At 63.6% G+C, this 13,345-nt stretch carries 12 protein-coding genes and 1 pseudogene; 7 read left to right on the forward strand and 6 right to left on the reverse strand.

Features of this window, described 5'->3' with window-relative positions:
* Positions 1 to 867: pseudogene (locus ABWP09_RS01605) on the forward strand (pilus assembly protein TadG-related protein); the annotation flags it as partial.
* A gap of 40 nt (positions 868 to 907) precedes the next feature.
* On the opposite strand, the gene ABWP09_RS01610 reads toward ABWP09_RS01605, so the two are convergent.
* Positions 908 to 2,293 (reverse strand): pyruvate dehydrogenase complex E1 component subunit beta, encoded by a 1,386-nt coding sequence (locus tag ABWP09_RS01610; protein ID WP_353203420.1) that lies wholly within the window; start codon positions 2,291 to 2,293, stop codon positions 908 to 910.
* On the reverse strand, positions 2,293 to 3,351 hold the full coding sequence (gene pdhA, locus ABWP09_RS01615) for a pyruvate dehydrogenase (acetyl-transferring) E1 component subunit alpha (protein ID WP_353203421.1): 1,059 nt from the start codon (positions 3,349 to 3,351) through the stop codon (positions 2,293 to 2,295). The genes ABWP09_RS01610 and pdhA overlap by 1 nt, the downstream gene beginning before the upstream one ends.
* A gap of 163 nt (positions 3,352 to 3,514) precedes the next feature.
* Here pdhA and ABWP09_RS01620 point away from each other — a divergent pair, with 163 nt between their 5' ends.
* The 4 genes from ABWP09_RS01620 to ABWP09_RS01635 all read left to right on the forward strand — a co-directional run bounded on the left by ABWP09_RS01620 (position 3,515) and on the right by ABWP09_RS01635 (position 7,546).
* Positions 3,515 to 4,813 (forward strand): MFS transporter, encoded by a 1,299-nt coding sequence (locus ABWP09_RS01620; protein WP_353203422.1) that lies wholly within the window; start codon positions 3,515 to 3,517, stop codon positions 4,811 to 4,813.
* Positions 4,810 to 5,730, forward strand: a complete 921-nt coding sequence (gene cysK, locus ABWP09_RS01625; protein ID WP_353203423.1) for a cysteine synthase A — start codon at positions 4,810 to 4,812, stop codon at positions 5,728 to 5,730. Before ABWP09_RS01620 ends, cysK begins: the two co-directional genes overlap by 4 nt.
* A gap of 82 nt (positions 5,731 to 5,812) precedes the next feature.
* Entirely contained in the window at positions 5,813 to 6,118 is a 306-nt protein-coding gene (locus ABWP09_RS01630; RefSeq protein WP_353203424.1) for a hypothetical protein, read from the forward strand.
* A 156-nt stretch (positions 6,119 to 6,274) separates the two neighbouring features.
* Positions 6,275 to 7,546, forward strand: a complete 1,272-nt coding sequence (locus ABWP09_RS01635) for a cell wall hydrolase (RefSeq protein WP_353203466.1) — start codon at positions 6,275 to 6,277, stop codon at positions 7,544 to 7,546.
* Positions 7,547 to 7,580: 34 nt separating this feature from the next.
* Here the strand turns inward: ABWP09_RS01635 and ABWP09_RS01640 are convergent, their stop codons facing one another.
* From ABWP09_RS01640 to hisI, 4 genes are read right to left on the reverse strand one after another with little or no spacing between them, the layout of a single operon-like run.
* On the reverse strand, positions 7,581 to 9,383 hold the full coding sequence (locus ABWP09_RS01640; protein ID WP_353203425.1) for an acyl-CoA dehydrogenase C-terminal domain-containing protein: 1,803 nt from the start codon (positions 9,381 to 9,383) through the stop codon (positions 7,581 to 7,583).
* Positions 9,384 to 9,407: 24 nt separating this feature from the next.
* Complete coding sequence (locus ABWP09_RS01645; RefSeq protein ID WP_353203426.1) at positions 9,408 to 9,836, reverse strand: MerR family transcriptional regulator; 429 nt, start codon at positions 9,834 to 9,836, stop codon at positions 9,408 to 9,410.
* 41 nt (positions 9,837 to 9,877) lie between these two features.
* Positions 9,878 to 10,393 carry a hypothetical protein gene (locus ABWP09_RS01650; RefSeq protein WP_353203427.1) on the reverse strand — a complete coding sequence of 172 codons (516 nt, stop codon included), beginning with the start codon at positions 10,391 to 10,393 and terminating at the stop codon, positions 9,878 to 9,880.
* Complete coding sequence (gene hisI / locus ABWP09_RS01655) at positions 10,390 to 10,752, reverse strand: phosphoribosyl-AMP cyclohydrolase (protein WP_353203428.1); 363 nt, start codon at positions 10,750 to 10,752, stop codon at positions 10,390 to 10,392. Before hisI ends, ABWP09_RS01650 begins: the two co-directional genes overlap by 4 nt.
* A gap of 280 nt (positions 10,753 to 11,032) precedes the next feature.
* Here hisI and purF point away from each other — a divergent pair, with 280 nt between their 5' ends.
* Together purF and ABWP09_RS01665 are read left to right on the forward strand one after the other, a co-directional pair.
* Positions 11,033 to 12,505: an amidophosphoribosyltransferase gene (purF, locus tag ABWP09_RS01660; protein ID WP_353203429.1), complete on the forward strand. Its 1,473-nt coding sequence runs from the start codon at positions 11,033 to 11,035 to the stop codon at positions 12,503 to 12,505.
* A gap of 134 nt (positions 12,506 to 12,639) precedes the next feature.
* The coding region (locus ABWP09_RS01665; protein ID WP_353203430.1) for an SDR family NAD(P)-dependent oxidoreductase at positions 12,640 to 13,345 on the forward strand (706 nt) is incomplete at its 3' end.

Here is a 13,345-nt window from a genome sequence, read left to right on the forward strand (position 1 = left end):
GATTTCTACGTCATGCTCGACACATCTGGATCGATGGCCTTTCCATCAACATCGACGGGCATCACCCAATTGCGCAGTAAGACCGGTGGGTGCGCCTTTGCTTGCCATTCTACCAACGACGCCACTGCGCGCGACGCGTCGAACAAGCTGACGGATTATTACGGCGTGGCGAAATCCTTCAACATCCCGTTGCGGGTGGACGAAGCAAAAACGGCTGTCTCAAGCATGATGACGCTTGCGACGAGTACAGGCATTAACAATAAAGCCGCTTACCGCGCTGCTTTGGTATCTTTTGCTGCTGCCGATTTGCGCGCCAACAACGGGTTCAAGACGTTGCAGTCGCTGACTACCAATCTCGCCGCTGTCGGCACGGCGGCAGGCGCCGCATCGACGTCCTTATACTATAGTAACGGCTGCCCGACTTCGAGCTTTTGCAACAATGATACAGACACGGCTGCGAGCGACGCGTTCAATCGCGTCAATCTTTTGATGCCAACTCCTGGCAACGGGACGAATGTTGCAGGCGACAAGCCTCAGGAGATTTTGTTCATCGTGACCGACGGTATGCGAGACGAAACTCGCGCGACGGGTCGCCCTGAAATCGCGTTCGACCCGACATGGTGTACGATCGTCAAGGCACGCGGCATCCGGATCGCCATTCTTTATACCGAATATCTGCAGAGTTCGATGGACGGCGACAGCTGGTCGCAGTCCAACGTCGTACCCTATCTCTATCAAATCGAGCCGGCGCTCACTGCGTGCGCGACGCCCGGGCTGATGTACAAGGTGACGACAGACGATGACATATCGTCCGCCCTCAACCGCTTGTTCCTCGCGGCCGTATCGAACGCCCATATCACCAATTGAAGGCACGACACCGCGGGACGCGCCCGCGGTGTCGCAGACCTCAGCCCCGGTGCACGACCTGCTTCACTGCCGCGACAATCTTGTCGGCGGTGACGAGCATCAGTTTTTCGAGGTTCGCCGCATAGGGCATCGGCACATCCTCATTGGTCACGCGCAGCACTGGCGCGTCGAGATCGTCAAACCCTTGCTCCATGCAAATCGCCTGGATTTCCGAGGCGATTGAGCACGTCGGCCAGCCTTCTTCGGCGACGACCAGGCGATTGGTCTTCTTGAGGCTCGCCAGCACCGTGGCGGTATCGAGCGGGCGCAACGTGCGCAGGTCGAGCACTTCGACGTCGATCCCCTCGGCCGCCAGTTTTTCGGCCGCCTCGAGTGCCAAGCCCACGCCGATCGAATAGCTGACGATCGTCACGTCGCTGCCCGCGCGCATGATCCGTGCCTTGCCGATCGGCAGGACATGATCGCCGACCGGCACCTCGAACGTGCGCCCGTAGAGCAATTCGTTTTCGAGGAAGACGACCGGATCTTCGGTGCGGATCGCGGCCTTGAGCAAGCCCTTGGCATCCGCCGCGTCATACGGCGCGATCACGATCAGGCCGGGGACGCTGGCGTACCACGGCGCATAATTCTGCGAATGCTGCGCCCCGACGCGGCTGGCGGCGGCGTTGGGGCCGCGGAACACGATCGGGCAGCGCATCTGGCCGCCCGACATATAGTTGGTCTTCGCCGCCGAATTGACGATATGATCGATCGCCTGCATCGCGAAGTTGAAGGTCATGAACTCGACGATCGGGCGCAAGCCCCCCATCGCCGCGCCCGTGCCGAGTCCGGCAAAGCCATATTCGGTGATCGGCGTGTCGATGACGCGCTTGTCGCCAAACTCGTCGAGCAACCCCTGCGTGACCTTATACGCGCCCTGATATTGCGCGACTTCCTCGCCCATCACGAACACGCGCGGATCGCGCCGCATTTCCTCGGCCATACCGTCGCGCAAAGCCTCGCGCAGCGTCAGCTTGACCATTTCGGTGCCGGGGGGAATTTCTTCCCCTCTCCCTGCGGGAGAGGGGGGAGCCGCTTTAGCGGCGGGGGGTGAAGGTGACTTGGGTTGCGGTTCATCACCCTCACCCCGCGCGCCTTGCGGCGCTTGCCCCTCTCCCGATGGGAGAGGGGGAGAAGATTCCTCACCTTCCACATCGAGCGTCGCGATCACCGTCCCGACCTTCACAGCATCGGTCCCCTCGGCGACCAGGATCTTGCCGATCGTGCCCTCATCGACCGCTTCGAATTCCATCGTCGCCTTGTCGGTCTCGATCTCGGCCAGGATGTCGCCCGATTTGACGACGTCGCCTTCCTTGACCAGCCATTTGGCGAGCGTACCCTCCTCCATCGTCGGGGAAAGCGCGGGCATCTTGATTTCGATTGGCATCAGTATGTTTCCACCAGCACGTCGGTATAGAGTTCCGCCGGGTCCGGCTCGGGCGTCTGCTCGGCAAAGTCGGCGGCTTCGTTCACGATCTTGCGGATTTCCTGCTCGATCTTCTTGAGCTCGTCCTCTTTCACGCCCTCGGCATCGAGCAGCTTCTTGACGTGATCGATCGGGTCGGACTTGTCGCGAACCGCCTGCACTTCATCGCGCGAACGGTATTTCGCCGGGTCGGACATCGAATGGCCGCGGTAGCGATAGGTCTTCATCTCGAGGATGATCGGCCCCTTGCCCGCACGCACCCAGGCGAGCGCTTCCTCGGCCGCACCACGACACGCCAGCACGTCCATACCGTCGACCTGGATCCCGGGGATGCGGAAGCTTTCGCCACGGCGGAACAATTGGTCCTCGGCCGACGAGCGATTGACGCTGGTGCCCATCGCATATTGGTTGTTCTCGATCACATAGATGATCGGCAGCTTCCACAGCTCGGCCATGTTGAAGCTTTCATACACCTGGCCTTGGTTCGACGCGCCATCGCCGAAATAGGCGAGGCACACCCCGCCATCCTCGCTATATTTGTGGCTGAAGGCGAGGCCGGTGCCGAGCGACACCTGAGCACCGACGATACCGTGCCCGCCATAGAATTTATGCGCGACGCTGAACATGTGCATCGAGCCGCCCTTGCCCTTGGAAATCCCGGCGGCGCGGCCGGTCAACTCGGCCATCACGTCCTGCGGCGGGATCCCGCACAACAGCATATGACCGTGGTCGCGGTAACCGGTGATGACGCTGTCCTTTTCGGTCAGCGCCGATTGCAGACCGACCGCGACGGCTTCCTGCCCGATGTACAAATGGCAGAACCCGCCGATCAGGCCGAGGCCATACAACTGTCCGGCTTTCTCCTCGAAGCGCCGGATCAGCAGCATTTGCTTGTAGAATTCGAGCAGTTCGTCTTTCGATGCGGCATAGGATTGCGGCTCGTCGGGGCGCTCGCGATTCGGCGCGAGCGGCTGGGATTTTCGAGCGGCTTCGGATTTAACGGCTGGGGCTTTTGCCACGTCGGGAGAACCTCATATCCGGGGGAGGAAGCCCCGCCTATAGGCGCGAAGCGTCCAGCTTATCAATCATCGCCGGGCCGAGAAGTTGCATCGCAGAAGTTTCCGCCACCCAAGCACTTCGATGATTGCTCCGTGCGCGGCGATGGCCGTAAGGCACCGATAGATGGCAGACTCCACTCACCCCTTACGGATCGCGCGCTTCCGCTCTTACTGGGCAGCGCGCTTCACGATGACGATCGCGCAGAATGCGATGATCATCGTCATCGGATGGCAGACCTACACGATCGCGCGCACCACGATGTCGCCGGCCGGGGCCGCGGCGCAGCTCGGGTTGATCGGGCTGCTGCAATTCGTCCCGCTGTTCGTAACGACGCCGATCACCGGTCTGGTCGCCGACCGCTTCGACCGCCGATGGATCACGCGGATCACGGTGTTTCTGCAATTGCTCTGCGCGCTGCTGTTGGCGCTGGCGACGCATCAGGGCTGGATCTCGTTGCCGGTCCTCTTCACCGTCGCGGTGCTGCTCGGCATCGCGCGGGCCTTTGCTGGACCGGCCTTCGGCGCGCTTGCCCCCAATCTCGTCCCCCGCGAGGTGCTGCCCACGGCGATCGCGCTCAGCTCGATCTCGTGGCAGGTCGGCACGATCCTCGGTCCGGCAATCGGCGGCTTTGCCTATGCGCAAGCGCAATCGGGCGCGTATTGGTTGGCGGTCGGGCTGTTCGCCACTGCATTGCTGTGTCTGATGACGATCCCGCCGGTGGCCCAACCGCCGCGCTCGACCGCGCACCCCTTGCGTCAGATCGCCGATGGCCTGTCCTATGTCGGCGAGAACAAGCTCGTCCTCGGTGCCATCACGCTCGATCTGTTTGCGGTATTTCTCGCGGGCACCACCGCGTTATTGCCAATCTACGCGCATGACATTTTCAAGGTCGGTCCGCAGGGCTTAAGCACGCTCGCCGCCGCGCCCGCCGTCGGCGCATCGATCGTCGCAATCCTGTTCTCGATCCGACCGCTGAAGACCAATGTCGGGCCGCGTATGCTCGTCGCTGTTTTGGTCTATGGCAGCGCGACGATCGTGTTCGGCGTCGCGCATTTGATCGTGCCCGCTCATGCCTTTCCAATCGGCGTCGGCGCGCTCGTTGTGGCGGGGGCGGCCGACATGTTCTCGGTCTATATCCGCTCGTCGCTCATCCAGCTGCACACGCCCGATGCGATGCGTGGGCGAGTCGGCGCAGTGTCGCAGCTCACGATCTCGGCCTCGAACGAGCTGGGCGAGGCCGAATCGGGCTTTCTTGCAGCGGCACTCGGTCCGGTCGGCGCGGTTCTGGTCGGCGGCGGCGGGGCGATTGTCGTGGCGATCCTATGGACCTATCTCTTCCCTAGCCTGAAAAATGCCAAGACGTTCGATCCACCCGTCAGCCGGCGGGACGCCCAAACACTCGACCTGGAGGCCACGCCATGAAAGCTAACACCATCCTCGACACGATCGGCAACACCCCGCACATCCGCATCCAGAAACTGTTTCCGGGTGCCGAGGTGTGGATCAAGTCGGAGCGCTCCAACCCGGGCGGATCGATCAAGGACCGCATTGCGCTCGCCATGATCGAGGCGGCCGAGCGCGACGGGCATTTACAGCCGGGCGCCACGATCATCGAGCCGACGAGCGGCAATACCGGCGTGGGTCTGGCGATGGTCGCGGCGGTGAAGGGCTATAAACTCGTGCTCGTCATGCCCGAGAGCATGAGCCTCGAGCGCCGCCGCCTGATGCTGGCTTATGGCGCGACCTTTGATCTGACGCCGCGCGAAAAGGGCATGAAGGGCGCGATCGAGCGCGCGCTCGAACTCGTCGAGCAGACGCCGGGCGCGTGGATGCCGCAGCAGTTCGAGAACCCGGCCAATATCGACGTGCATGTCCGCACGACCGCGATCGAGATCCTCAACGATTTCCGCGATTCGCCGATCGACGTGATCATCACCGGCGTCGGCACCGGCGGCCATATCACCGGCGTTGCCGAGGCGTTGAAGAAGGAATGGCCGAACCTGAAGGTCTATGCGGTTGAACCCGCAGCCTCGCCGGTGATCTCCGGTGGCGCACCAGGGCCGCATCCGATTCAGGGCATCGGCGCGGGGTTCGTTCCCGCCAATCTGCATACCCAGGCGATCGATGGAGCAATCAAGGTCGATGCTGCCATCGCCAAGGATATGGCCCGCCGTGCCGCCGCCGAAGAAGGTATGCTCGTCGGCATCAGTTCGGGCGCGACGCTCGCTGCGATCCAGCAGAAACTGCCCGATCTGCCCCAGGGCGTGCGCGTCCTCGGCTTCAATTACGATACCGGGGAACGCTACCTTTCCGTGCCCGACTTCCTCCCTGAAAGTTAAGGTCGCGCTAAGTCCATTTTGACGCTATCTTGCACCGTAACGGTCGGGGGACCGTTGGGGGGCCGGTGCTATGCGAAACGCGATGATCTGTGTCAGCGTCATGCTGGCTTTGCTCCAGGCATGGCCAGTCGTTTTCGGCCATCGTGGCGGCACCGCGCCGACGGCTGCGCCCGTAATAGCTGCGGCACCGCGCGTGGCGCCGGCAGTGGCAAAGGTCTCGACGGCACCAAAATTGGTGCCGGCAATGGCGTCGGCACCGGCTCCGAAGACGTGCTATCGGCAATATCGCGCAAAGTTCGAACAGTGTCTGGCGGGCGATCGCGTGTGCCATATCAAGACTGCCGACCAATGGGACCTGTGCGAAGCGACGGGTATGTGGCCACAATAAGCGGTGGCTCTGCCGGAACAATCCTGAGCGCGTTTCGCTTTTCGGGACGACTGCGCTAAACGCGCTCGCCACCCCGGTCAGGAGCCGTTTTTGTCCCCGTCCCCCCGCGCTCGCGCATTGCCGGAACGCACGCCGCAGGCTCCTCCCGGTCGCGTCGTGCGCGGCGTCGTCGCGGCGATTGCCGCGCTGGCGGTCGGCGCACCGACGCTGATCGTGCTGACGGCACCGCCGGTCGCACGCCACCGCCCGCCCCGCGCGGTGGCGCAGCGGATCGTGTCGAAGGCCGAACTTCCGCCGGTCGAGCCGGTCGCGTTTCAGGATCTTGATCCCGCCGACGCCCGCGCCTTCAACGCGTCCGTACCGTTCGTCGACGGCCCCAACCCCGCCGCCCGCCCGTTCAACTTCCCCGGCGACGACATCCAGCGCGCGCGCGCGGTCGATTGCATGGCCGCCGCCGTATTGTACGAAGCCGGCGACGATCCCGCCGGACAACGCGCGGTCGCGCAAGTCGTGATCAATCGGGTGCGCCACCCTGCTTTCCCCAAGACGATTTGCGGAGTCGTTTTTCAGGGATCGGAGCGATCGACCGGGTGCCAGTTCACCTTCACCTGCGATGATGCGCTGGTGCGACATCGCTGGCTCGACGCGCAATGGGCGCGCGCGCGCCAGGTCGCGACCGCCGCGCTGTCGGGGGCGGTCGACAAGCCCGTCGGCTATGCGACGCATTACCATACCGACTGGGTCGTACCCTATTGGCAGTCGAGCCTCGACAAGATCGCCGCGGTCAACACACACCTGTTTTTCCGCTGGACCGGCTGGTGGGGCACGCCGCCCGCGTTCAACCGCCACGTATCGGCGGACGAACCCGTGATCGCCGCGCTTGCTGCTTATTCCGATGCGCATAAGGGCGCGATCACGCTCGCGACGCACGAGGATTTGTACATCGATCCGATCGCCGCGGCGACGCCGCTACCGAGCGCGCTGGCGAGCGAAGAGAACAGCTTTCTGCTGACGCTCGACACCAAGCGGATTTCTCCCGAAGGCTTCGCGCAACTTGCGGCGCGCACCTGTGGCGATCAGCCGTATTGCAAAGTGATGGCCTGGGCCGACAAGGCCCGGACGCCTGCCGCCCTCCCGCTCCAGCCCGCGCAGATCCAGGCGATGGCGTTCAGTTATCTGCGCGACCGCGCGAGCGGCTTCGAAAAGGCGCTGTGGAACTGCACCGAGTTCCGCCGCGCGGATCCGTCGCAATGTATGAAGCAGCAGATTTATGTGCCGACCGGGCGCAGCGCCGAGAGCTTCAGACTGGAAGCGCTGCCGGGTGCGGTGCGCGCGCCGCCGGTGGCAACGGTTCCCGAACTCGCGGGTGTGCGGCGCAAAGCCGATGCACCGAGCGCAAAGGCAACGCTGATCGCCGAGGGGCGCTGACGTCCTCCCCTCCCTGGAAGGGAGGGGAGAAAGCTCAAGCCGCTTCGAACATCTCCGGCGGCAGTGCCATCATTGCCTCGGCACCCGCTTCGATCTTGCGGCGCAAAGCGCCCGCCTCGGGCATGACGCGCTCGGCGAAATAGCGCGCGGTTACCAGCTTGGCGTCGAGGAACGCCGGATCGCCCTCACCCGCTTCTTGCATGCGGGCCGCGGCGGACACCATCCGCAGCCACATCAGCCCGAGCGCGACGATCCCCATCAGATGCATATAGCTGTGCGCGCCCGCGCCGACATTGTCCGGGTTCTTCATGCCGTTCTGCAGGAACCAGACCGTCGCTTGCTGCAATTCGCCGTTGGCCTTTTCCAGCGCGGCCGCGAAATCGGCGGTGGCAGGGTTGGCCTTGGCGGCCGCGACATCATCGGCGACGACCTTGAACAGCGCCTGCACCGCGCGACCGCCATTCTGCGCGAGCTTGCGCCCGACCAGATCCATCGCCTGCACGCCGTTGGTGCCTTCATAGATCATCGCGATCCGCGCATCGCGGACATATTGCTCCATGCCCCATTCGGCGATGTAGCCGTGACCGCCATAGACCTGCTGCGCATTGGTCGCGATGTCATAGCCCTTGTCGGTGCCATAGCCCTTGATCACCGGGGTCAGCAGGCCGAGCAAGTCGCCCGCGAGTTGCCGCTCCTCTTCGCTCGGCGCGGCATGTTCGAGATCGGCCTGGAGCGCACCCCACAGGCAGAGCGCGCGGAGTCCCTCGGTCAGCGCCTTGGCCTCCATCAGCATCCGGCGCACATCGGGATGGACGAACAGCGTGTCAGCCTTCTCGTTCGGCTCCTTAACCCCGGTGAGCGCGCGACCCTGACGACGGTCGCCGGCATAATGCACCGCGTTCTGATACGCGACTTCGGCCACGCCCAGCCCTTGCAAGCCGACACCCAGACGCGCGGCGTTCATCATGATGAACATCGCGGCGAGGCCCTTCATCTCATCGCCGACGAGCCAGCCGGTCGCGCCATCATAGTTCATCACACACGTCGAATTGGCGTGAATGCCCATCTTGTGTTCGATCGATCCGCACGAGACGGCATTGCGGGCGCCCAGCGACCCATCGTCATTGACGAGCACCTTGGCCACGACGAACAGCGAAATCCCCTTCGAGCTTTCCGGCGCGCCCGGCGTCTTCGCCAGCACGAGGTGGATGATGTTCTCGGTCAGATCATGCTCGCCCGACGAGATGAAAATCTTGGTGCCGGTGATCGCCCAGGAGCCATCCGCCTGTGGCTCGGCGCGGGTCCGGATCAGGCCGAGATCGGTGCCGCACTGCGGCTCGGTCAAGTTCATCGTGCCGCCCCATTTGCCGCTGACCATGTTGGGGACGTACTTCGCCTTTTGGTCGTCTGATCCCTTGGCCAGCAACGCCGCGGTCGCGCCGTGAGTCAGCCCCGGATACATCGCGAACGCCATGTTGCCCGAGCTCATATATTCGAGAAACGCGGTCGAGACGACGTGCGGCATCGCCTGCCCGCCAAACTCCTCGGGCGCGGACAGCGTGCCCCAGCCCGATTCGACATAGGCTTGATAGGCTTTCTTGAACCCGGCCGGCGTCGTTACCGATCCGTCGGAGTGCCGCGTGCAGCCTTCCTGATCGCCCGAATAGTTGAGCGGGAACAGCACTTCGGCGACGAACTTGCCACCTTCGTCGAGCACGGCATCGACCACATCGGGTGTCGCATTGGCGAAACCGGGGAGATTGGCATGGCTTTGCAGGCCGATGACATGATCGAGAATGAAGCGCGTGTCGCGGATCGGGGGGGTATATTTTGGCATGATTAGTCCTTGGAAGGGGGGAATTCAGTCCTTCAGGCGCCCTTGCGCGCCATTGGTTTCAAGCAGGGTGACGAAATCGGCGAGCTCTTCGATCGCCGCATCGATATCGTGTTTTTGTGACTGGAGCAGCGTCATGCGGTCGCGGCACCGCGCGATCGTGGTCGCTTTCTGCACCTGGCGACCATCGCCAATGTCGTACAGGTCGATCATCTCGCGAATTTCGCCAAGGCTGAAGCCGACGCGCTTGCCGCGCAAAATCCACGCCAGCCGTGCGCGATCGCGTTGCGAATAGATCCGCGCCGTACCCCGGCGCTCAGGGCCGATCAGCCCTTCGTCTTCATAGAAACGTAGCGCGCGTGCGGTGACGCCGAATTCGGCGGACAGGTCCGAAATCGAGAAGTGATCGCGGTCCGGATGCAAATCGATCACGGCGTAAGCGGCGCTGCTGGACATGACAGCGTGTCTAAGTGCCCCTTACGTCAACGTCAAGCGCGTCAACCGCCCGCGCACAGCAACCGACCCTTGCCATCGCGCAGCGTCGACGCCTCCGAAACCGACTCGCTGAGTCGAACGACATCCAGTGCCGCGACCGAGGCCCGTCCGACGCAGACCTTCTGGCAAGCGTCTGGCAATCGTGCCGGAAAGACGATCCGGTCGCCCTCGAAGCGCGCTTCGAAACTGCAGTCGCTAGCCGCGCCGCCCCGGTCGAGCGTGACATGGAGCGTTTCGCCGACACGCGTGACGGTACCGGCGCCGCCACAATTCTGCTGCTCATCATAATCGACGAAAACCCCGATGCGATAGGCCGTCGCGTTCGGCACGATGCAGATCCGATCGCTCTCGCGGGCGTAGAGCCCGGTGATATCGGTATTGGCGGGATCGGGAATAACGCCCGCCTGGATCGCTGCGGTCTCCAACCCTTGCGGTGTCGCAGTGGCAGCCGGAGCCTTAGGATCGCTGCGATGGCAGGCCGCCAGCATCAGCACGGCCAAAAGCGCGGTGCGTTTCACGCGACCACGGCCAACCGATCGCCCTCGATCCGGCGATAGAAGCAACTGCGCGCGCCGGTGTGGCAGGCGGGGCCGACCGGATCGACGATCAGCCATACTGCATCCTGATCGCAATCGATCCGAATATCGGTCACGCGCAAGATGTTGCCCGACGTCTCACCCTTCTTCCACAACGCCGCGCGACTGCGCGACCAGAAATGCGCCTCGCCCGTCTCGACCGTGCGCTTGAGCGCCTCGGCGTTCATATGCGCGAGCATCAGGAGCTCGCCGGTGCTGCGATCGCTCGCCACGGCGGTGATGAGCCCCGCAGCGTCATACTTTGGAGCAAGGTCGAGTGTGGTTTCGCGGGAGTCAGCCATAAGACGGGCATAGCGCCCTTCCCATGCGCACGTCACCCCGGCTGACGCTTGCGAATCGTCTCACCGCAATGCCCACACCGCCCCGATCAGCGCGTCTTAACCAACATTGCGGGTGACAAGCCTTGCAGACGCCGATCATCGTCCGATACAAGCCTCTGCAATTGCACCCGAAATCACTAATGCGACCAATCGACCGCGCGCGTGTGACAAAAGCGCGACAAACCCGACCCACACCCCTATATGCCTCCTCGAAGCTCTACTCCCCCCCTTGAAGGGCGTCATGCTGACCACGAACCCCCACGAAGACGACACACTGCACGAAGAGTGCGGTATTTTCGGAATTTCCGGTGCGACCGATGCCGCGCGACTCGTGGCCCTCGGGCTGCACGCGTTGCAGCATCGCGGGCAGGAGGCGGCTGGCATCACCAGCTTCGACGGTGCCGAATTCCACACCCACCGCGCAATGGGCCACGTTGCCGGCAACTTCGACCGCGAAGATGTGATGGTCCCGTTGCGCGGCACCGTGGCGTGCGGGCACGTACGCTATTCGACGGCCGGGGAGACCGCGCTCCGCAACGTCCAGCCGCTTTATGCCGATCTCGCTTCGGGCGGCTTTGCGATCGCGCATAACGGCAATCTGTCGAACGCGATGCGGCTGCGGCGCGATCTCGTGCGGCGCGGGTCGATCTTTCAGTCGACCAGCGATACCGAGACGATCATCCACCTCGTCGCCACCTCGAATTACCGCACCGTGGTCGACAAGTTCATCGATGCGCTCAAACGCGTCGAAGGCGCCTATTCGCTGATCGTGATGACGCCTGAGGGAATGATCGCGTGCCGCGATCCGCTCGGTATTCGTCCGCTCGTAATGGGTCGGCTCGATACGCCGGGCAGCGAAGGCGCGGTGATCTTCGCCTCCGAAACCGTGGCGCTCGACGTCGTTGGCGCGACCTTCGTCCGCTCGATCGATCCGGGCGAATTGGTGATGGTCAAGGGCACCGAGATCACCTCGCACCGCCCGTTCGCGCCGCAAGCGCCGCGCCCGTGCATCTTCGAATATGTCTATTTCTCGCGCCCCGATTCGATCTCCGAGGACCGCAGCGTCTACACCGTGCGCAAGGCAATCGGCGCGCAGCTCGCGATTGAAAGCCCGGTCGAGGCCGATCTCGTCATCCCGGTTCCCGATTCGGGCACACCGGCCGCACTCGGCTATGCGCAGCAATCGGGCATCCCGTTCGAGCTCGGCATCATCCGCTCGCATTATGTCGGACGCACCTTCATCCAGCCGAGCGACAAGGTCCGTCACCTTGGGGTCAAGCTGAAGCACAACGCCAATCGTGCGCTGATCGCGGGCAAGCGCGTCGTGCTGATCGACGATTCGATCGTGCGCGGCACCACCAGCCTCAAGATCGTCGAAATGATGCGCGAAGCCGGTGCGGCAGAAGTGCACATGCGCATCGCCAGTCCACCGACGGCGCATTCGTGCTTCTACGGCGTCGACACACCCGAGCGCGCCAAGCTGCTCGCCGCGACCAAAAATCTCGAGGAAATGGCCGCCTATATCAAGGCCGACAGCCTTGCCTTCGTGTCGATCGATGGCCTCTACAAGGCGCTCGGCGATCCACAGCGCAACGCGATCCGTCCAAGCCATTGCGACGCTTGCTTCACCGGTGATTACCCCACAACGCTGACCGACCAGGACGACGTATCGTCGGTCGATCAATTCGCCTTGCTGGCAGAGCGGGTGATTTGACAGACAGTACCCCTCCCCTTCAGGGGCGGGGTTGGGGCGGGGCCTGTCCGCGAGTCCAAGGCTGCGTTTGAGGCAAGGCCCCACCCCCAACCCCTCCACTGAAGCGGAGGGGCTTCAAGATGGAGCCTAGCGGAATGACCGACAAACCCCTCGCCAACCAGATTGCGCTCGTCACCGGTGCCAGCCGGGGCATCGGCGCCGCAACCGCGCTGGCGCTGGCAGCAGCCGGCGCGCATGTCGTGCTGACCGCGCGTACCGCGAAGGGGCTTGAGGACGTTGAGAACGCGATCTTCGATGCGGGCGGATCGGCGACGATCGCGCCGCTCAACCTGACCGAAGCCGACAGCATCGCGCGGCTCGGCACCGCGATCGGCGAGCGTTGGCCGGCGCTCGACATTCTCGTGCTCAACGCCGCCATGCTGGGGCAGCTTGGGGCGGTTCCGGCGATCGATCCGAAGGAAATGGCGCAAATCCTGACGCTCAATGTCAGCGCGCAAGCAGCCATGATTGCCGCGTTCGATCCGATGCTGCGCAAATCGGCGCACGGTCGCGTGATCGGCCTGACCTCCAGCGTCGCCCGCAATCCGCGCGCCTATTGGGGGATGTACGGGGCCTCCAAGGCGGCGTTCGAGACGCTGCTCGCCGCCTATGGCGACGAAATGGAGCAGATCAGCAAGGTCCGCACTGCGATCATCGACCCCGGCGCGACGCGGACGGCGATGCGGCATAAGGCCTATCCCGGCGAGGACCCCAATTCGGTCAAGGAACCGTCGGTGGTCGCCGACCGGATCGTCGCGTTGCTGGTCGAGGATTTCACGACCGGCCATTTCGAACGGGTCG

Source organism: Sphingomonas sp. (assembly GCF_040398505.1).
Taxonomy (GTDB): Bacteria; Pseudomonadota; Alphaproteobacteria; order Sphingomonadales; family Sphingomonadaceae; genus Sphingomonas.

Excerpts from the sequence above, each read along its gene's own strand:
- ABWP09_RS01610 (WP_353203420.1), bottom strand. The coding sequence starts at position 2,293 with ATGCCAATCGAAATCAAGATGCCCGCGCTTTCCCCGACGATGGAGGAG.
- ABWP09_RS01620 (WP_353203422.1), top strand. The coding sequence starts at position 3,515 with ATGGCAGACTCCACTCACCCCTTACGGATCGCGCGCTTCCGCTCTTAC.
- cysK (WP_353203423.1), top strand. The coding sequence starts at position 4,810 with ATGAAAGCTAACACCATCCTCGACACGATCGGCAACACCCCGCACATC.
- ABWP09_RS01630 (WP_353203424.1), top strand. The coding sequence starts at position 5,813 with ATGATCTGTGTCAGCGTCATGCTGGCTTTGCTCCAGGCATGGCCAGTC.
- ABWP09_RS01640 (WP_353203425.1), bottom strand. The coding sequence starts at position 9,383 with ATGCCAAAATATACCCCCCCGATCCGCGACACGCGCTTCATTCTCGAT.
- ABWP09_RS01645 (WP_353203426.1), bottom strand. The coding sequence starts at position 9,836 with ATGTCCAGCAGCGCCGCTTACGCCGTGATCGATTTGCATCCGGACCGC.
- hisI (WP_353203428.1), bottom strand. The coding sequence starts at position 10,752 with ATGGCTGACTCCCGCGAAACCACACTCGACCTTGCTCCAAAGTATGAC.
- purF (WP_353203429.1), top strand. The coding sequence starts at position 11,033 with ATGCTGACCACGAACCCCCACGAAGACGACACACTGCACGAAGAGTGC.